Source organism: Vibrio sp. dhg (assembly GCF_003443775.1).
In the GTDB taxonomy this organism is placed as follows: domain Bacteria; phylum Pseudomonadota; class Gammaproteobacteria; order Enterobacterales; family Vibrionaceae; genus Vibrio; species Vibrio natriegens.
Map to the genome: position 1 here is coordinate 1,829,210 of NZ_CP028944.1, position 20,156 is coordinate 1,849,365.

Annotated in this window: 18 protein-coding genes; 15 read left to right on the plus strand and 3 right to left on the minus strand. The window is 44.9% G+C overall.

Annotation, left to right across the window (positions count from 1 at the left end; all coding sequences use genetic code 11):
• Window positions 1-7: 7 nt before the first annotated feature.
• Window positions 8-379, plus strand: a complete 372-nt coding sequence (locus DBX26_RS23915) for a carboxymuconolactone decarboxylase family protein (RefSeq protein ID WP_065297576.1) — start codon at window positions 8-10, stop codon at window positions 377-379.
• A gap of 238 nt (window positions 380-617) precedes the next feature.
• On the opposite strand, the gene DBX26_RS23920 is transcribed toward DBX26_RS23915, so the two are convergent.
• Window positions 618-962, minus strand: coding sequence for a hypothetical protein (locus tag DBX26_RS23920; RefSeq protein ID WP_065301638.1), 345 nt, complete (start codon window positions 960-962; stop codon window positions 618-620).
• Window positions 963-1,047: 85 nt separating this feature from the next.
• Here DBX26_RS23920 and DBX26_RS23925 point away from each other — a divergent pair, with 85 nt between their 5' ends.
• A complete protein-coding gene (locus DBX26_RS23925) occupies window positions 1,048-1,317 on the plus strand; it encodes a hypothetical protein (RefSeq protein ID WP_162889766.1) in 270 nt (89 codons plus the stop codon).
• Between the two features lie 409 nt (window positions 1,318-1,726).
• On the opposite strand, the gene DBX26_RS23935 is transcribed toward DBX26_RS23925, so the two are convergent.
• On the minus strand, window positions 1,727-2,659 hold the full coding sequence (locus DBX26_RS23935) for a LysR family transcriptional regulator (RefSeq protein WP_020335230.1): 933 nt from the start codon (window positions 2,657-2,659) through the stop codon (window positions 1,727-1,729).
• A 153-nt stretch (window positions 2,660-2,812) separates the two neighbouring features.
• On the opposite strand from DBX26_RS23935, the gene DBX26_RS23940 reads away from it, so the two are divergent.
• The 6 genes from DBX26_RS23940 to gabT all read left to right on the plus strand — a co-directional run bounded on the left by DBX26_RS23940 (window position 2,813) and on the right by gabT (window position 9,427).
• Window positions 2,813-4,252, plus strand: coding sequence for an NAD-dependent succinate-semialdehyde dehydrogenase (locus tag DBX26_RS23940; RefSeq protein ID WP_065303803.1), 1,440 nt, complete (start codon window positions 2,813-2,815; stop codon window positions 4,250-4,252).
• A gap of 323 nt (window positions 4,253-4,575) precedes the next feature.
• Window positions 4,576-5,610: a TRAP transporter substrate-binding protein gene (locus DBX26_RS23945; RefSeq protein ID WP_118121116.1), complete on the plus strand. Its 1,035-nt coding sequence runs from the start codon at window positions 4,576-4,578 to the stop codon at window positions 5,608-5,610.
• Between the two features lie 103 nt (window positions 5,611-5,713).
• A complete protein-coding gene (locus DBX26_RS23950; RefSeq protein WP_118121117.1) occupies window positions 5,714-6,292 on the plus strand; it encodes a TRAP transporter small permease subunit in 579 nt (192 codons plus the stop codon).
• A complete protein-coding gene (locus DBX26_RS23955) occupies window positions 6,289-7,611 on the plus strand; it encodes a TRAP transporter large permease subunit (protein WP_020335226.1) in 1,323 nt (440 codons plus the stop codon). The genes DBX26_RS23950 and DBX26_RS23955 overlap by 4 nt, the downstream gene beginning before the upstream one ends.
• A gap of 1 nt (window position 7,612) precedes the next feature.
• Window positions 7,613-8,050, plus strand: coding sequence for a universal stress protein (locus tag DBX26_RS23960; RefSeq protein WP_014234567.1), 438 nt, complete (start codon window positions 7,613-7,615; stop codon window positions 8,048-8,050).
• Between the two features lie 105 nt (window positions 8,051-8,155).
• Window positions 8,156-9,427, plus strand: coding sequence for a 4-aminobutyrate--2-oxoglutarate transaminase (gene gabT / locus DBX26_RS23965; protein ID WP_014234566.1), 1,272 nt, complete (start codon window positions 8,156-8,158; stop codon window positions 9,425-9,427).
• Window positions 9,428-9,542: 115 nt separating this feature from the next.
• On the opposite strand, the gene DBX26_RS23970 is transcribed toward gabT, so the two are convergent.
• Window positions 9,543-10,802 carry an SRPBCC family protein gene (locus DBX26_RS23970; protein ID WP_014234565.1) on the minus strand — a complete coding sequence of 420 codons (1,260 nt, stop codon included), beginning with the start codon at window positions 10,800-10,802 and terminating at the stop codon, window positions 9,543-9,545.
• Between the two features lie 314 nt (window positions 10,803-11,116).
• Between DBX26_RS23970 and DBX26_RS23975 the strand changes: the two genes are divergently transcribed.
• The 7 genes from DBX26_RS23975 (at window position 11,117) to purU (ending at window position 20,156) form a co-directional block, all read left to right on the plus strand.
• A complete protein-coding gene (locus DBX26_RS23975; RefSeq protein WP_024372881.1) occupies window positions 11,117-12,244 on the plus strand; it encodes a hybrid-cluster NAD(P)-dependent oxidoreductase in 1,128 nt (375 codons plus the stop codon).
• 432 nt (window positions 12,245-12,676) lie between these two features.
• The gene (gene glyA, locus DBX26_RS23980; RefSeq protein WP_118121118.1) at window positions 12,677-13,939 is read left to right on the plus strand and encodes a serine hydroxymethyltransferase; all 1,263 of its coding nucleotides are present in this window, start codon (window positions 12,677-12,679) and stop codon (window positions 13,937-13,939) included.
• A 41-nt stretch (window positions 13,940-13,980) separates the two neighbouring features.
• Window positions 13,981-15,234 carry a sarcosine oxidase subunit beta family protein gene (locus tag DBX26_RS23985; protein ID WP_118121119.1) on the plus strand — a complete coding sequence of 418 codons (1,254 nt, stop codon included), beginning with the start codon at window positions 13,981-13,983 and terminating at the stop codon, window positions 15,232-15,234.
• 13 nt (window positions 15,235-15,247) lie between these two features.
• Window positions 15,248-15,532, plus strand: a complete 285-nt coding sequence (locus DBX26_RS23990; protein WP_014234561.1) for a sarcosine oxidase subunit delta — start codon at window positions 15,248-15,250, stop codon at window positions 15,530-15,532.
• A 12-nt stretch (window positions 15,533-15,544) separates the two neighbouring features.
• On the plus strand, window positions 15,545-18,562 hold the full coding sequence (locus DBX26_RS23995; protein ID WP_118121120.1) for a sarcosine oxidase subunit alpha: 3,018 nt from the start codon (window positions 15,545-15,547) through the stop codon (window positions 18,560-18,562).
• Window positions 18,555-19,223 (plus strand): sarcosine oxidase subunit gamma, encoded by a 669-nt coding sequence (locus DBX26_RS24000; RefSeq protein ID WP_014234559.1) that lies wholly within the window; start codon window positions 18,555-18,557, stop codon window positions 19,221-19,223. Before DBX26_RS23995 ends, DBX26_RS24000 begins: the two co-directional genes overlap by 8 nt.
• 66 nt (window positions 19,224-19,289) lie before the next feature.
• Window positions 19,290-20,156, plus strand: a complete 867-nt coding sequence (gene purU, locus DBX26_RS24005; RefSeq protein ID WP_118121121.1) for a formyltetrahydrofolate deformylase — start codon at window positions 19,290-19,292, stop codon at window positions 20,154-20,156.

The window sequence follows — 20,156 nt, forward strand, 5'->3', positions numbered from 1 at the left end:
ATGCCACATGGACAATACTCGATTTAATTCTGGGCTAGAACAGTTATCAAAAATCGATGGTGAAGCAGGGCAAAAAGTCATTGAGAGCCTACAAGATATTTGCCCTGATTTAGCTAAATTCACAATAGAATACCCGTTTGCCGATATCTATACACGGCAAGGCTTGGACTTGAAATTAAGAGAGATAGCAACTGTCTCTGCTTTAACAGCCATGGGAACTTGTACGCCGCAGCTAAAAGTACATTTGCACGCAGCCCTTAATGTTGGTTGTACAGAAGAAGAAATCAAAGAAGTAATAATACAAATGTCTGTCTATGCTGGTTTCCCTGCAGCGTTGAATGGAATGTTTGCTTTCAAAGAAGTGCTATCTGAAAGGTAGCACTAGTAGGGCAGCGCAACTCAAAGCTGCCCCATTCCAATTTAGCTCGTTTGATCGTCACTCTTCACAGTTGATAATTTGACCTGTTTTTTCTAATCAGTGTAGTTTTGTATGGTGAAATAGAGCCTGACAATGGCTTTGTTGCGTAATTCGATGGAACTAAATCAGGAAGTTACGATCTGATGGGCTACATCAGTTAATCATCGTAGCCTTATGCCGAAACCTCATTACAAAACAATTAACAGGACTCATTCAAAAGTACCTTGTAGTATTTCGGTAAGAACAACTCACCTTTTTGCCATTCTAATTGAACGTGTTGGCATCGGCCTTGGTAAAGATAGTTACCGTCGGCGTAGATTGACTTGCCTTTATCTATCACCTGATTAAGGAACACAGCTTCTTCGATTTTATCGTTCATTCTGATTTTTGTTTGCAAGTCTCTATCATCATCTATTGCTATCGTCAGAATCCTATTTTTGGCGCTGAACTCTACAGATCTAAGATTATTAATTTTGGCTTCATCGCCACTGGTGTAAAAGTAGAACGCGACTGCAATTAAACCCAGAATAACAAATATTTTCATTTCATCCTCATAAACAATGCATTGCATAATAAGCTATTTTAACACGATGTTTTAGAGAGAAAAATTGATTGAAACGGCAGTCTTTTTGGAGTATTCAATAAAGAAAGATGTTTCAAAGGTCTTAGTAGAGCAAGAGAAGTTTCTTCACGTTAGGGCGTTTGACTCTAACGATCGTAAAGAGGTTGAGGACGGGGCTGCTGAAGAGTACATGAGGGCAAACCAAATGGAGCCAGTAGAAGTTGCGGTATACGATGTGATTTTTCCTCTACCTACAGACAGCACAACGCCACCAACAATGCTACGAATTAGTTCAAGTTATAAGGTACTAAATAACAAGTGGGCTGTATTAAATTAGCACATAACAAAGCATTTATAGTGATTCGCAATGCTTGGCATTTTCACTATGCATTGGTTTTAGTGGTTGAGGTGTTATGCGACAGCATCAGTATTGCGTTGATCATCTCAACAGGGTGTTAATTTCACATATGTCAGCTAATCCGTTATATCCTAATTTAGTAATATAACTGACAAAGTTTTGCCCAATAATGGCTTAGCTTGGGTCGCGAAATCAACGTCCATGATCAACTGTTCTTGTTTGCATTATAAGTGTCCCTATATATTGATCAGCGACTATCCATTGACCCACTCAACTTAATATTTCATTATCTATGAATGACTAATGTTATTTTCTGGGATGAAATGATGAAAAAACCTCGTCATTCGATGAGGCTTTGGTTAGGGGGCAAAGCTAATTATAACTTTTCTTAAGCGTTCTGCTTACGGTAAAAGTCGCGCATGGTTTTTATAAACAATGAGCGCACCTTATTGATTGAATGGGTCTTTTTGGTGATCGCCATTATTTCTACATAATAGTGTCTTGTATCTGGGGCGATCGGCACAAGTTCTCCATTATCGACATAGGGCTTGGCGTAGTTTTCTGGCAAGTAACCAATAAATCTGGACGAGAGTATCAACGCCATTCGAGATTCGTAGTTATACGCCGTGGCTTTTAAGTTCATTTTAGATAAAGGAGAGTGGAGGAGCTCCTGTGGCTTTAATCCTGCGTAAACGACAGGGAAGCCGTTGATGATGTCCTCAGAAAGCTCTTTCTCGGAAAGTTTGGCAAGAGGGTTATCTTTGCTGGCATAAAGGTAACAAATATCGGTATAGATGTGTTCGTATTCCAAGCCATCAAGCTCACGGTGAAAAGGGATAAAACCGATATCGGCTTCTTCTTGCAGCACTTTGCGTTCTATTTCCGTCATGCGAGCCACTTCAGCCGTTAGGTAAACTTCTTTGGCGATGCTGGAGAAGTTACGGATCACTTCAGGCATCTTCGCCCTATTATCCAAACTTATGTTATCGCTAAATAGCACTTCTAAGCTGCCAGACGGTTGAATGTCGAGATGGTTAATGGTGTTACGAAAGTCCTCAAGCTCCCCCAGTAACTTTACTGTTGCCTCGTAGACTACGGCGCCTTCTTCCGTTAAAGCAAACCCGGATCGTCCACGACGACATAAGACAAGATTTAATCGAGATTCGAGATTAGATATATGAATACTGATTGTAGAGCGGCTCACGTTGAGCTCAGTTTCTGCAGCGGAAAAACCACCGCAATCAGCGACGACTTTAAAAATTTTCAGTTGTTTTATTTCGTAGTCACCAATGTGACCAATAGGTACGGCGTTTCTGGTCATTGTTTTATGCTCGTAAAACTTTATGTTTATCGAGGAATATTTATATGCCTCAATAGATTGTTATCATTAGGTTAAGTTCCATCGCTATTTTGCGCGATTTGGCTTTTTATATCTTTGACATTGTTAATGTTTATAACAGTAGGAATAGAACTAATGACAGATTTGATCTTATCCCGTGGTTTTATCAATGGGGAGTGGGTTGAAGCGCACGATGGCAAGCAAGTCGATGTAATAAACCCATCCACAGGTGCGTTAATTACTTCTGTCCCTGATATGGGGAAGGAAGAATCGGAAGCCGCTATCATGGCCGCTCATTCAGCATTTAAAGAATGGCGCACTACCACCGCGAAACACCGTGCTGGATTACTTAAAAAGTGGTTCGATTTAATTATCGAAAACGCAGAGCAACTCGCTAAGATACTTACGACAGAACAAGGTAAGCCATATAAAGAGGCTTATGGTGAAGTGCTTTATGGTGCGTCCTTTATTGAATGGTTTGCCGAAGAAGCGAAGAGAATGTACGGCGATGTGATTCCGTCAGGCAATCCAAACAACCGTTACATGACTATCAAGCAACCTATTGGTGTCGTTACTGCGATTACACCATGGAACTTTCCCGTCGCAATGATCACTCGTAAAGTTGGCCCAGCCCTGGCTGCGGGTTGTACTGTCGTGATTAAGCCGGGTGAAGACACACCGCTATGTGCGTTAGCAATGGTAAAACTTGCCGAGCAAGCGGGTATACCAAAAGGTGTGGTTAACGTTGTGACAACTTCTCGTCCTGCTGAAGTCGGCGATGTACTGTGTTGCCACCCTCTAGTAAGCAAAATCTCTTTCACAGGATCAACGGCTGTTGGAAAGCTCATTCTTCGCCAAGCCGCTGATACGGTCAAAAAAGTTTCTTTAGAACTCGGTGGCAACGCGCCATTTATAGTTTTTGATGATGCAGATATTGATAAAGCGGTTTTGGGGGCAGTGATTTCTAAATACCGTAATGCAGGGCAAACTTGCGTCTGTACCAACCGATTCTACATCCATGATGCTGTGTACGATGAGTTCATGGATAAATTCACTTCAGCAGTGAAAGCACTCAAGATAGGTGATGGTTTAGTCGAAGGTACCGAGATCGGTCCGCTAATCAATCAAAAAGCGTTTGAAAAAGTATCGAGTTTGGTAGAAACAGCAATAGAGCAAGGCGCAACGTTAGCGTTAGGTGGCCAGGGGCTGGAGAACGGTCAGCAGTTTTATCAGCCAACCATCTTAACCGATGTGACTGAAGCGATGGATATTGCCCATCAGGAGCTATTTGGACCAATTTCAACCATCTTCCGATTTAATGATGAGCAGGATGTGATTCGTCGTGCCAACGATACGCCATATGGCTTAGCGGCTTATTTCTATACACGAGATCACAGCCGCGTATGGCGCATGAGTGAAGCGCTTGAGTATGGGATTCTTGGTATCAACGAAGGCATTATTTCGACGGAAGTTGCGCCATTTGGTGGTGTGAAGGAGTCGGGATGTGGGCGTGAAGGTTCTAAATATGGCATTGAAGACTATTTGGAAATCAAATACCTATGTCACGGAATTTAACGAGTCCTCCACTCAGTGTGAGAAACGCTCAGTCTTTATTTTAAATGATTTACCCTAAGCAGTTCTTTTCCATATATTTGATAAAAATATTTTGCAGCACTTCGAGTGCTGCTTTTTTTTGTTTTAAAAACAGGTAATTCGCCGTGAGGTCGTTATCCCATCTCATTGGTTTGATGGCTGTAAAACTTTAGGTGAAAAAATATGAATTTAACGAATGTGATTAAAACGTAACAATGCTTAACGTGACTGTAACAAGGAGTGACGAGTCACTTCTCATTGTTTCTGGCTGAGTCAGAGCAAAAAATAATCCAAGGAGAAAGTTTATGTTTAAAAACTTAGGAAAGCTGAACAAAGGAAGCCTGGCAAAGATTGTTGCTGCTTGTTCTCTTGCAATTTCAAGCACTTTATTCACGGTTCCTCAAGCGTTTGCAGCTGAACATAATTGGCGTTTTGTAAACCTATACCCACGTGGTACGGCATACGGTGAAGTGTACAAAGACTTTGCTGATAACATTGAAGCGATGTCAAACGGTCGTATTTCTGTTCAGGTCATGTACTCAGGTGAAGGTGTAGGGCAAACGGGTGTTCTTGGCTCAGTAAAATCAGGCTTGATAACAATGGGCGCTCCTTTCCAGCCAATGCATGCTGGTGAATTCCCAGCAGGTGTTGTGGAAGTTGGTTTGCCAGGTATGACCGATGATGTTGGTGAACTTAGCGCGCTGTTTCATGAAAAAGGCTGGGGAGAAGTCCTGGAAGAAGCATATGACAAGCAAAACCTAGTTTGGCTTGAACCTTACATCCAGCTACCCGTTTATGTCCTAACGAAAGAACCAATCAATTCTATTAAAGATTTTCAAGGTCTGAAGATTCGTGCTCCTGGTGCATACGGCAAATTCTTACGTAATTTGGGCGCATCGCCTGCGTCACTCTCTTACAGCGAAATTTACACCAGTTTAGCAACGGGCGTTATTGATGGCTCGATCGGCAGTAATATTATTGACCACCGTGACGGTAACCACGTTGAAGTAGCGAAATACATGTACCGCCTACCAATTGCTGGCGCGCAAACTTTACCGATTGTGGTTAACAAGGGAGCATGGAACAAACTATCGGATGATTTGAAAGCGATTGTTCGAGCAGCAAGTGCGGTTCATGCCCGTGAGCAGATGACTAAATCTCGTCTTTGGGAATCACAAGCTATCGCTGAAATGGAAGCGAAAGGTATGAAGTGGAGCCCTGAGCCGAGCGAGCAAGACAAAGCAAAATGGAACGAAAGTGCAGGCTCACTTTGGAAAGAATATGCAGATTCTGACAAGTACAGCCAGCGCCTAATTAAGATCGTTCAAGACACCCAATAACGCACTTTAGATGATTTCGCTGGGGGAACCGCTCCGGTTGAATCAGCATTTAAGGGGGAAATGCCTTCCCCCTATCTCTTTCACATTGTTATAGGTGATGTCTATGTTGATTAGAGTATTAAAAATCTACTGTCGCGGTATTAATCAGATAATTTATTGGATTGGCCTTTCTGCCTCCATCTTAATGCCTGTTCTCGCTGCTACCGTTGCCTTCGAAGTCTTTTCTCGTTATGTGCTCGGCAGTCCAACTATTTGGGCGTATGACGTTTCACTTTTCTTATTCGGGTATATAGCGGCGTTGGGTGGGGCACTGGCTCAACAAAATAAAGCTCATATTAATGTGGATGTGCTGTACCTGTCGGTATCTAAGCGTGTCCGTTCGTTATTTAATCTTGTGTCTTATTCATTGGCCATATTCTTTCTCTGTGTGGTTTTAATGATGGCACTGGGCAAATTTGAAGAAGCTATCGAGTTTAATTATCGTCGCCAGTCTGAGTGGGCGCCTTCTATGGCACATTTCTGGGTGATGATGATCGTCGCGTGTGGGGCGTTTATCGTGCAGTTTACCAGCGACATTATTCAGGACCTTTACTACCTGGTAACAGGTAAAGCGCTTATCGAACAAATTCCTGAAGAACGTGAACAAAAAGAGACACTAGTAGACTCAGCGGAGGGCATATGAGTATTGAAGTTCTTACGCTGTTATTGGTCGGTTGTATTCTATTTACCTTTGCTCTAGGTGCCCCAGTCGGCCTTGCTTTGGGCGGAATTGCGATGGGGATAGGTTACCTTACTTGGGGTGAAGGCATCTTCAACCTGGTTCCAACAACCATTGAGAGCAACTTTTTTAGTTTTATTCTGCTGGCCATTCCTCTGTATATCTATATGGGACAATTGCTGACCCGTTCCGGAATTGGCGACGCGATGTTTAACGCCAGTCAAATGGTTATTGGGCGTATTCGCGGCTCACTTGCGGTCAGTGTGATCGGGGTATGTTCCATGATTGGCGCTATGGTCGGCATTATCGGAGCAGGGATCATGACGTCAGGTAGCATTGCGTTAAAACCTATGCTCGAGCGTGGCTATGATAAAAGGCTGGCTCTTGGTGTCATCATGGCTGGTGGTGGATTGGGAATTTTGATCCCACCAAGCATACCGATGATTATGTACGCAGCGACGACCCAAAACTCGGTCGGTCGTATGTTCTTAGCAGCAATCATTCCAGCTCTTATCTCTATCGTTTTGCTGATGTCTTACGTGATCATTAGCTGCAAGCTTAATCCGAAAAAAGCACCGCTAGGCACGGGCAGTGAAAGCAAAATGACGGGTAAAGAGAAATTCACGACGGCACGTGATGGTCTTTTTTCTCTGTTACTGATCGTGGCGGTATTGGGCAGCATTATTACTGGTATTGCTACGCCAACAGAGTCGGGTGCGATCGGGGTTGTTGGCGCGATCATACTTGCGATTGTTTTTAAACGATTCCGTTTCGAGATGTTCAAATCATCAGGGTTTGAAACTGCGATGCTGGTCAGCGTGTCGATGTGGATCATTTTAGGCGCGTCACTATTTAGTAACTTCCACATGTTAAGTGGCGTGCAAAATATGGTGGCGCAAATCACTGAGGATCTGGGCTTACCTCCTTGGGGCGTGATTATCTTAATGCAGGTGATCATGTTACTGCTTGGCTTCATTATTGATGAATTGATCATCGTTTTGATGTGCGCGCCGTTGTTTACGCCTATCGTCGTGTCTCTGGGTTATGACCCGATCTGGTTCGGTATTTTGATGATCCTAAACATTGAAATCGCAGTGCAAACGCCGCCTTATGGTTTCGCGCTGTTTTATCTGAAAGGAATTTCACCTCCTGGCGTCAGTATGATGGACATCTATCGCTCGATTCTTCCGTTTATCGCTCTAAAGCTGTGCGTATTGATTCTGTGCATGATGTTCCCTGAAGTGGTGATGTGGTTACCAAACACAGTGATGGGAGTAAATTAATATGAGCCTCAAGCGAATTCTAATGCCAGTTGACCTTTCGTATCCTGATGTAGTGAAAAAAGAGGTCGACATGGCGCTTAAGTTGATAGACGAACAAGGTGTCATAGACATGTTGTATGTCGATGAGGCGCGGGTGCATCACAGTATGGTACCGACAGCATCTGGAAGTGCTTTTTCAGCTCAACATCAAAGTGCCTTTGATTGTGTGCAGACGATGTTAGAAACCTACGTGCCAAAACAACATCGTGGCAAAGCGATTGTTCGTAATGGTGTGGTGTTTGATGAAGTGTTGCTGCAAGCCAAATATTCTCAAGTGGATGCCATTGTTATGGCATCTGCAAATCCGAATTTTCGCTCATATTGCTTAGGTTCTAATGCCGCAAAGATAGTTCGCCATTCTCACTGTTCAGTGTTTGTGGTGAAAGGCGATCCTACTTAACGATTCTTCGCGTTTAGCTAACGCATACAACAATAAATAGAAACTAAAGTCGCCAAAGGGAATCATTCCTGGCGGAGGTATATGTACAACTCAAGGAATACAAAAATGACTAACCAACAACTACACGAGAGAAGAAATCAGGTATTTTCTAACGGTATGGGCGCACTTTACCCACTGTATGTTGCCAAAGCTGAAAACGCCCTAATCTGGGATGTGGAAGGCAATAGATATATCGATTTTGCGGCGGGTATTGCGGTAAACAATACGGGTCACGCCAACAAGCGTATTACTGAGGCAGTAAAAGCACAGTTAGATAACTTTTCTCATACCTGCGCTTTGGTGACACCTTATGAATCGTTTGTTGAGTTGGCAGAGAAGTTAACTCAAATCGCACCGGGCGACTCAGAAAAGAAAGCGATTTTCCTGACTACAGGCGCAGAAGCCGTGGAAAACGCGGTAAAAGTGGCTCGTGCACACACTGGTCGTAGCGGCGTGATTGCATTCAAAGGTGCTTTCCATGGTCGTACTAACCTGACGATGGCTCTGACGGGTAAAGTTGCGCCGTACAAAGCGAGTTTTGGTCCGTTCCCTGGCGAAGTTTTCCATGCACCGTACCCGAACGAGTTCCACGGTGTATCTGTAGAACAGAGCTTGCAAGCACTTGAGGACCTATTTGCTTGTGATATCGAAGCAGCACGTGTTGCGGCGATCATCTTCGAACCAGTACAAGGTGAAGGCGGATTCTACCAAGCGCCAGTTGCCTTCGCACAAGGCTTACGTGATATTTGTGATAAATATGGAATCATGTTGATTGCAGATGAAATCCAAGCGGGCTTTGCACGTACTGGTAAAATGTTTGCAACTGAGTACTTGGGTATCGAACCAGACATGGTGACCATGGCAAAAGGCATTGCTGGTGGCTTCCCAATTTCAGCCGTGGTTGGTAAAGCTGACGTTATGGACTCAGCACCAGCAGGGGGCCTTGGTGGTACTTATGCTGGCTCTCCGATGGGCTGTGTTGCTGGTCTAGAAGTGTTAAAGATCATTGAAGAAGAGCAGTTGTGTGCAAAAGCGATCGGTATTGGTGAAGTTGTTAATGCACGTATGACCAAGCTACAAGAGACGGTTCCACAAATCGGTCAGGTACGTACGATTGGCGCGATGATGGCAATCGAGTTCACTGATCCAGAATCTGGCAAGCCACTACAAGATCTTACTAAGGCAATCATTAGCAAGGCGCAAGAGAATGGTGTGATATTGCTTTCTTGTGGCGTAAAAGCGAACGTAATTCGTCTACTTCCAGCACTGACCATCGAATCTGAAATACTAAGCGAAGGCTTGGATAAACTAGAGAAAATCATCAAAGAACTGGTTTAAGTCGCTCGAACTCCTGAGCACTTTTAATTCAGTTCAGGAGAGGTAATAGTATAAAAAAGCCCCATCGTGAGATGGGGCTTGGGTTATGGAGCACGGTATAGACAAGTATTGTAGATTACAACTTTTCCTGGATTCGTTCTGCGTACCAGTTGATGAAATCAATAACACCAAACTCAAAGGTTTCCGAGTAAGGTCCTGGCTCGTAACTTAGCGAGTTGATACCACGTTGGTTCTCTTCGCCAAGTCGACGGTCTTGTTCGTTTGTTGCGTCCCAAACACGACGTAGGTTTTCTGGATCGTAATCCACACCTTCAATCGCATCTTTGTGAACAAACCACTTAGTCGTTACCATCGATTCTTGCGCTGAGATTGGCAGCACGCGGAATACGATAAAGTGATCACTTTGCATGTGGTTCCACGAGTTAGGAAGGTGCAAAATACGCAAAGATCCTAACTTATCATTCTTGATGCGACCCAGCATTTTCTTCGATCCAGCCGACCCATCGATGGTCATTACAGACGTCCCTTCTTTCAAAGGCATACGTACCAGGCGGTTTCTGCGACCATATTTTTTATGCTCGTGCGGGATGGATTCTGCATCCCACTCTGCAGCCATACGCTCGTAGTAGTCTAAGAATTCTTTTGGAGCACGTGGATCGTTCGTGTCATCCCACTCAAGAAGTGTGTTTAGCAGTTCTGGGTGGCTACCGCTGCAGTGATAACATTCACGGTTGTTTTCTAGAACAAGTTTCCAGTTCGCTTTTTCATACATGTTTGATTCAACGGCAAGCTTGGTGTTCTCAACGTCGTACGGTTCCATGTATTCTTCAAGTGTCGCCAGGAACTCATCAAAATCTGATTCTGGTGGTTGTTCACCAAGGCAGATAAAGATAAAGCCACCCGCCGTCTTGCAGTGAACAGGTTTAAGTTTGTGCTTCTGCATATCAAACTCATCGCCCATCTCAGTGCCAGCGAATAGCAAGTTACCTTTCGTATCGTATGTCCACTGGTGATAAGGACAAACTAAGTTGGCCACTTTCCCTCTGTGTTCCAAGCAAATACGAGAGCCGCGGTGACGACACGTATTGTGGAACGCGTTGACTTGTCCATCAGCGTCGCGGACGATAAGGACAGGGCTTTGCGCGATCTCTACCGTAAAGTAGTCACCTTTTGACGGTATTTCACTCGTCATGCCAACGAATAACCATTCCTTCTGAAAGATCTCTTCGACATCAATTTTGAATAGAAGTGGATCGTTATATAACGGACGTGGTAGTGAATAATTAATACGACGCTCTTCGAGCATTTTTTTCATTTCTGCTCGTGCTACTTCTAAGCTCGAGTAACTGATGTTGAGAATATCGTTTTGTGTCATTGTCTATCTTCTTCTAGAAAATGTGGACGATACGCCCTACTAGGGGGCTTCCATGCGTTTTTGGCCAACAGCCTTACTAAAAGTGGGTAAATGTTTGGCTCGCAGATATCCTGCCATTATTGGCATGTTAAGAAGTGGTCTAAATGCGACATTGAGTGAGCCTATTTGAGACACGCAATAAACTATTTTCCCTTACGTGACCGTTTTGGATAACTCCGTGTCGTTAATGGATAACTCGAATAGTCAATAATACCCAAAATAAGCACAACCCATGGAGGGAATCCACCAAATACACCGTTGCGGAGAAGCCGGATATGAATACCCCAATGAACTCTCTAGCCACCAGTGGCTCTTTTATACCTGTTGAAACTCAAATTTGGGATAACGGTCGTCACGCAGTTCGTTGCGTAAAAACCATTCAAGAAACTTGGGACACCAAAACTTTTTGTTTTATGGCTGAACAGCCGACCATGTTTTTCTTTAAGCCTGGCCAATTTGTCACGCTTGAGCTTGAAATCGAAGGTGAGCAAGTTTTCCGCTCTTATACCATTTCGAGTTCGCCTTCAGTCCCTTACAGTTTTTCGATCACGGTAAAACGTGTTCCGGGTGGATTTGTGTCTAACTGGATCCACGACAACCTGGAAGAAGGTTCTGAACTGGCCGTTCATGGACCAGTTGGGGCATTCAATAGCATTGACTTCCCGGCAGAGAAAGTACTTCTGCTATCTGGTGGGGTAGGTGTAACGCCACTCATGTCTATGGCTCGCTGGATTTATGATACCAATAGCGACGTTGATGTGACTTTCGTGCACAGTGCTCGAACGCCACGCGACATCATCTTCCACCGTGAGCTTGAATTTATGTCATCTCGCATCTCCAACTTTCACTTGCATCTGATTTGTGAGCGTTTGGAGTCAGGACAAAACTGGTCGGGATACCGTGGGTATTTAGATGACATCAAACTATTAATGATCACGCCAGATCTGCATGAACGTGAGATTTTCTGTTGTGGTCCAACGCCATACATGCGCGCGGTAAAATCTATCCTTGTCAAACTAGGTTTCAACATGGAGCACTACCATGAAGAAGCATTTGGTGAGGCTCCTGCAGGCGTAGAAGAACAAGCGGTTCAAGATGCTGAAATTGCAGCAGAAGAAGCGGAACTATTGACTGAAAGCGATTTAATCGAAGTCATGTTTACCGAAAGCGACAAGCAAGTTCAGGTTGCGCCGGGTGAAACCGTCCATGCTGCCGCAGCTAAAGCAGGGCTTACTATTCCAAAAGCTTGTGGTATGGGTATTTGCGGTACATGTAAAGTTAAGAAAGTCAGTGGTGATGTTGAAATGAGCCACAACGGTGGTATCACTGATGAAGATGTCGCAGACGGCTACATTCTTTCTTGCTGTAGTGTTCCTAACGGAAACGTTGTTATCGAATGCTAATCAATTAGCAGAAAATTATTACCTTAATTTCAGTGCTTAATTCAAACAATAAGTGGTTATAAATTTATTTTATAAAATTTATTGCGCTCATTTATTTGAATTAAGGACTGAAGCCCTGCGCTCTAAATATCATTGTTAATAAATGCATTAATAATGATATTTTGGAATATGGACAAGGAGGTGTATATACAAATAGTCATTGATTTTTATCGGGATTTTGGCAGAGCGCAAGCTCTGCTTTTTTTATTTAAAAATAAATTAAATGATGTCGCAAATCCGCAGATTTTGTCGTATTTACGCAAGCGCAATATTACGAATTAATTACTATTGAGTTGTCGATTAGGTTTTCATTGTAACGATTTTGAATTCAATGTCGTGCGGCAAACCTGATGCCTAAACAGGGAAGCGAGATTCCAGTATCAAGGAGAAGATATGTTTAACACTACTCAAAACATCGAAGCGTACGACAGTGAACTATGGTCGGCGATTGTAAAAGAAGAACAGAGACAAGAAGACCACATTGAGCTGATTGCTTCTGAAAACTACACCAGCCCACGAGTGATGCAAGCTCAAGGTAGTAAACTAACCAATAAATACGCTGAGGGTTACCCGGCAAAAAGATACTACGGTGGCTGTAAATTCGTTGATGAAGTAGAAGTATTGGCGATTGAACGTGCAAAACAACTGTTCGGTGCGGAATACGCGAACGTACAACCACACTCAGGGTCACAAGCAAACGCTGCCGTGTACATGGCTCTTTGTGAACCAGGTGACACAGTACTAGGCATGAGCCTTGCTCACGGTGGTCACTTGACTCACGGTTCGCACGTTAACTTTTCAGGCAAAATTTACAACGCTGTTCAATACGGTCTAAACGCTGAAACGGGTGAAATCGACTACGAACAAGTTGAACAACTAGCTCTTGAGCACAAGCCTAAAATGATCGTTGCTGGTTTCTCAGCATACTCACGTGTCGTTGACTGGCAACGCTTCCGCGATATCGCGGACAAAGTTGGCGCTTACCTATTCGTTGATATGGCGCACGTAGCGGGATTAGTTGCAGCTGGTGTTTATCCAACCCCAGTACCTTTCGCGGATGTTGTAGCAACCACAACACACAAAACGCTACGCGGTCCACGCGGTGGTTTGATTGTTTCTCGCGACGCTGAACTAGAGAAAAAGATCAACTCTGCTGTTTTCCCTGGTGGTCAGGGTGGCCCTCTAATGCACGTGATTGCGGCAAAAGCAGTAGCGTTTAAAGAGGCGTTAGAGCCAGAATTCGCTGAATACCAGAAACAAGTTGTGGCTAATGCTCAGGTAATGGCGAAAGTATTTATCGAGCGTGGTTTCGACGTTGTATCGGGTGGTACAGACAATCACTTATTCCTGTTGAGCCTAATCCGTCAGAAATTGACAGGTAAAGCGGCAGACGCAGCACTTGGCATGGCGGGTATCACCGTAAACAAAAATGCTGTACCGGACGACCCACAATCTCCATTCGTTACTTCAGGCCTGCGCATTGGTACGCCAGTGATTACAACGCGTGGTTTCGGTGAAGCGGAATGTGAAATGCTAGCAGGTTGGATCTCAGACATTCTTGATGTCCTTGATGACCCGCAAGCGCTGGCAAGCACGATTGAAGTCGTAGGAAGCAAAGTGCAGTCACTATGCCGTGATTTCCCTGCATACCAATAGAAAACGGTATTTGACTTTAGCTGAAATGAAGGAATAGACAAATGCAGCATTATTCAGGTTTTGGTCTACTTAAACACTCTCTTTCCCATCACGAAAATTGGCAAAGTGTCTGGCGCAATCCTACGCCTAAGAAAAAGTATGACGTCATTATTATTGGTGGCGGTGGTCATGGATTAGCGACCGCTTACTACTTGGCAAAAGAACATGGCATTACTAACGTTGCTGTCATTGAAAAAGGTTATTTAGGTGGTGGTAATACCGCGCGTAATACAACCATCGTTCGTTCTAACTACTTGTGGGATGAAGCTGCATTTCTATATGAACACTCGCTGAAATTATGGGATGGCTTATCACAAGACCTGAACTACAACGTGATGTTCTCTCGTCGTGGCTGTCTCAACCTGGGACACACGCTGCAAGACATGCGCGATATCGAACGTCGTGTTGCAGCAAACCGTCTGAACGGTATCCAAGGTGAAGTACTTGATACACAACAGGTTAAAGAACTCGTTCCGCATATGGATTGTTCTGCGAATACTCGTTACCCAATCCTTGGTGCGTCATGGCAAGCAAATGCTGGTGTTGCGCGTCACGATGCCGTTGCATGGGGCTTTGCTCGCGGAGCAGACAGCATGGGTGTTGATCTGATTCAGCAAACTGAAGTGGTCGACATGATCATCGAAGATGGCGCGATTGTTGGTGTGAAAACGAACCGTTACGGCAACATCATGGCTGACAAAGTGGGTTGTGTGGTTGCAGGTAACTCAGGCGTGCTAGCGAAAATGGCTGGCTTCGAAATGCCATTAGAGTCTCACCCTCTGCAAGCATTAGTATCAGAGCCAATTAAACCAATTCTAGACACCGTTGTGATGTCGAACCACGTACACGGTTACGTCAGCCAATCCGATAAGGGTGACTTAGTTATCGGTGCAGGTATCGATGGCTACAACGGTTACGGTCAGCGCGGTTCTTACTCAACCATCGAGCATACCGTACAAGCGATTGTTGAAATGTTCCCAATCTTCTCCCGTGTACGAATGAACCGTCAGTGGGGTGGCATTGTTGATACAACAGCGGACGCTTGTCCAATCATGACCAAAACACCAGTTGAAAACTTATTCTTCAACTGTGGTTGGGGTACGGGTGGATTTAAAGCGACTCCAGGGTCAGGCAACGTATTCGCAGCCAGCTTGGCTAAAGGCGAAATGCATGAACTGGCTAAACCTTTCTCAATGTTCCGCTTCAACAATGGTGCATTGATCGACGAACACGGTGCTGCGGGCGTAGCGCACTAACAGGAGAAGAATTATGTTTCTGATTTATTGCCCTCACTGCTGTGAGTATCGCGAAGAAGAAGAGTTCCACCCAAAAGGTCAGGCTCACATTACACGTCCAGTCGATGCGGACAGCTGCACAGATGAAGAATGGGGCCAATACCTATTCTTCCGTAAGAACCCAAGAGGCCTTCACCACGAAATGTGGGTGCACTCAGCGGGGTGTCGCAAGTTTTTCAATATGACGCGTGATACACAGACTTACGAAATTAAAGAAGTCTACAAGATTGGAGAGCAACCTTCACTGGCTGCAGAGTAAGGAGTGTTAAGGATGACACAAGTAAATCGTATTTCATCACAAAGTCGAGTTGACCAGTCGAAGTCAATCAATTTTGAATTCAATGGTAAGTCGTACCCAGGCTACGCGGGTGACACACTGGCTTCAGCGCTATTGGCAAATGGTGTTGATGTTGTTGGCCGTAGTTTTAAATACAGTCGTCCTCGCGGCATCATCGCAGCAGGTGCTGAAGAGCCAAATGCAATCTTCCAGCTTGGTGCGACAGAAGCGACGCAGGTTCCTAACATTCGTGCGACTCAGCAAGAGCTTTACGATGGTCTTGTTTGTCAGTCAACCAATGGCTGGCCGAATGTTGATAAAGATGTAATGGGCGTTTTAGGTAAAGTCGGCGGCGGCATGATGCCTCCAGGCTTTTACTACAAAACCTTCATGTACCCAAAATCAATGTGGGAAACCTACGAAAAATACATTCGTAGCGCTGCGGGATTAGGTCGCTCACCACTAGAGAACGATCCAGACCGTTACGAAAACATCAACCAACACTGCGACGTTTTAGTTGTTGGCGCAGGCCCTGCAGGTCTAATGGCTGCATTGACAGCAGCACGCAGCGGTGCTCGCGTAATTCTTGCAGACGAACAAAGTGAGATGGGCGGCAACCTACTAAACACTAAAGAACAAGTAGATAACCGACCAGCGACTCAGTGGGTGCAAGAGGTTCTGGCTGAGCTGGAAGCATGTCCGGAAGTGAAGTTACTACCTCGCTCAACTGTGAACGGCTACCATGACCATAACTTCTTAACTATCCACGAGCGTTGTACTGATCACCTGACGGATCTTGCGCCTAAGCATACTGCTCGCCAGCGTTTGCATCGCGTTCGTGCGAAATGGGTAGTGTTGGCATCAGGCTCTCACGAGCGTCCACTTGTATTTGGTAACAACGATTTACCAGGCAGCATGCTTTGTAGCGCAGTATCTACATACATCAACCGCTACTCAGTGGTACCAGGTCAAAGCCTTGTGGTTATGACGACGAACGACAGTGGCTACCAGACAGCATTGGATTGGCATAGCGCAGGTCGTGAAGTTAAAGCGGTTGTTGATACCCGAGCAAATGCGGACAGTGCAATCATCCAGAGCGTGATTAAAGCGGGAATCCGTGTCATTAAAGGTTCTGCGGTTGTTGAAGCGCTGGGAAGCAAGCGTGTGACTGGTGTACGTATTAACAAACTCGATGCGAGCGGTAAGAAAGTTGAAGGCTCAAGCGAGACAATTCAAGTAGATACGGTTGCAACATCTGGCGGCTACAGCCCAGCAGTGCACCTATCTTGTCACACTGGCAGCCGTCCAGTATGGAACGAAGAAGTTATCGGTTTTGTTCCAGGTGAAACAAAACAGAAGCAATTGATTGCAGGTGCGATTAACGGCAATTTCACCACTAAAGGTGCGATGCAAGAGGGTATTGAAGCGGGTAATAAAGCGATTCAAGAACTAGGTCTGAGTGCAGTGGATGTTACGCTTCCAAAGACTAATGAGTTACCAGTCGCGAAACCAATGGCATTGTTCCATATTCCGCACCCTAAAAAGACGTCGAAAGCACCGAAACAGTTTGTGGATTTCCAAAACGATGTAACAGCGGCTGGTATTGAACTTGCGTGTCGTGAAGGTTTTGAGTCAATCGAACACGTTAAACGTTACACAGCGATGGGCTTTGGTACTGACCAAGGTAAGCTAGGTAACATTAACGGTATGGCTATCGCCGCTAACGCGCTGAACAAGTCAATTCCAGAAACAGGTACGACGATTTTCCGTCCAAACTACACCCCGGTTACCTTTGGCGCGATTGCGGGACGTAACTGTAAAGAGTTGTTTGACCCTAAACGTTACACCGCAATGCATCAGTGGCACTTAGACAATGGCGCATTGTTTGAAGATGTTGGTCAATGGAAACGTCCATGGTACTTCCCTAAAGCGGCAGAGACCATGCAACAAGCTCTCGACCGTGAGTGTCTCGCAGTACGTAACTCTGTCGGCATTCTGGACGCATCAACACTTGGTAAGATCGATATTCAAGGTAAAGACGCGCGTGAATTCTTAGGCCGTATTTACAGCAACGCTTGGGCAAAACTGCCAGTTTGTAAATGTCGCTACGGCTTGATGTGTGGCGAAGACGGTATGGTGTTCGACGATGGTGTAACGTCATGTCTTGGCGAAAACCACTTCTTAATGACTACCACAACTGGCGGTGCTGCACGCGTACTTGAGTGGCTTGAGCTTTACCATCAAACAGAATGGCCGGAACTGGAAGTGTACTTTACTTCGGTTACCGATCACTGGGCGACAGCAACAATTTCAGGTCCAAACAGCCGCAAGCTGCTTCAAGAGCTGACAGATTGCGATCTAAGCAAAGATAACTTCGCGTTTATGGACTGGAAACAAGCTACGGTTGCTGGTGTACCAGCGCGTATCTTCCGTATCTCTTTCACTGGCGAACTGTCATTCGAAATCAACGTTCAGGCAAACTACGGACTACACGTTTGGAAGAAGTTGATGGAACACGGTGCGAAATACGACATCACGCCTTACGGTACTGAAACTATGCACATCTTGCGTGCTGAAAAAGGTTTCATTATCGCAGGTCAGGATACAGACGGAAGTGTTCACCCTTACGATTTAGGTATGGGATGGTGTGTCGCGAACAGCAAACCATTCAGCTTTATCGGTAAACGAGGCATGGCACGTGAAGACTGTGTAAGAGAAAACCGTAAACAACTGGTTGGCTTGAAAACCATCGACCCGAATGTCGTTATTCCTGAAGGTTCACAAGGTGTTCTCGATCCAAATGCGCCGATTCCTGTGCCAATGGTTGGACATATTACGTCTAGCTACTGGAGTGCAAACCTGAATCGCAGTATCGCGATGGGCTTTGTAAAAGGTGGTCTGGACCGCATGGGCGAAAAGGTTTACTACCCACAAGTAGACGGTACCGTGATTGAAGCTGAAATCTGCAGCACTGTATTTTTGGATCCAAAGGGAGAGCGCCAAAATGTCTGATACAACATTGATTGAACAAGAAAACAAACAACCATTGGTTGACCTAATGAACCAGGTTCCTGGTGGAGAAATTTTCGGTGAATCTCCTTTGCATCATGCAGAGTTCGATAAATTGGCAAGTATGCCACCAGATCGTCAAGGTGTGGTTCTTAAAGAAGTGAAGTTGATGGGGCATCTAACATTACGATGCAACCCAGAAAATGAAGAAATGCTCAAAACAGTGTCTTCAATTCTTGGCTTCTCACTACCACTTGAACCGTTGACATCAACGTCGAAAGGCGACTTTGCCGCTCGTTGGTTAGCGCCGGATGAATGGTTGATTACGGTTCCAGGACTAGCAGCATTTGACGTGGAATCAGCGTTTCGTGAGCAAATGAAGGGTCATTACTCTCTGGTTAACGGTAGCGGCGGTTCAACGATTCTGGAGCTCTCTGGTACTCATGCTGTTGATGTTCTGAAAAAGTCGACGCCGATTGATGTTCACTTGAAGGAATTCCCAGTTGGCAAAGTTGTGTCAACCGTATTTGCGAAAAGTGGCGCGATCATTCGTCGCCTTGAAGAAGATAAGTTCGAGTTGGTTGTTCGCCGTAGCTTCTCTGACTACCTATGGTTGTGGATTCAAGATGCAAGCCTAGAGTTTGGTCTGTCGATCGCTAAGTAAAGAGCTAGCTAAGTTGTAATCGAGCCGGTACGGGATGTACCGGCTATACCATGAGTAGAGGGAACTATGGGAAATTCAACACAAACTTGGATTCTTACCGCACATTGTCCGAGTGTAAGCGGCACTGTTGATGTCGTTACGCGTTATTTGGCGAGCGTTGGTCATTACATCAATGAAATCCAGTCTTTTGATGACAGAGCAACAGGGCAGTTTTTTATTCGTATTGAGTTTATTCCTGCTGAACCAGATTTTGATCCGCAGCAATTTGACTCAGAGTTTGGTGTAAGAGCGAAAGATTTCTCAATGGAGTGGAATCTGACTGCCTCTGGTCAACGCATGCGTATGGCTATCCTGGTTTCAAAATATGATCACTGTCTAAACGATTTGCTTTATCGCTATCGTACTGGTCAGTTAAATGTTGAAGTGCCGGTTATCATCTCAAACCATCCAGATTTGGAAGACTTGGCGAAGTGGCACGGTATTCCTTACCACCATCTGCCGATTACTCCTGAGACCAAGCCAGAGCAGGAAGCGGAAATTGTTCGCTTGTTAGATGAATACGACATCGAATTGGTCGTACTGGCGCGCTACATGCAAATTCTTTCTCCTTGGCTTTGTGAACGCTTAAGTGGACGCGCAATCAATATCCATCACTCCCTGTTACCAGGCTTTAAAGGCGCACGTCCGTACCATCAGGCATGGGAAAAAGGCGTGAAGATGGTAGGTGCAACGGCTCACTACGTAAACAACGATTTGGACGAAGGTCCGATCATCTCTCAAGGGCTTCAGGAAGTAGGACATGCTCACTATCCAGAAGATTTGATTGCTAAAGGTCAGGATGTTGAACGAATTACGTTGTTTAATGCTGTAAAACATCATGTTGAGAGACGGGTATTTTTATCCGGTACTCGCACAATTATTCTAAGCCATTGA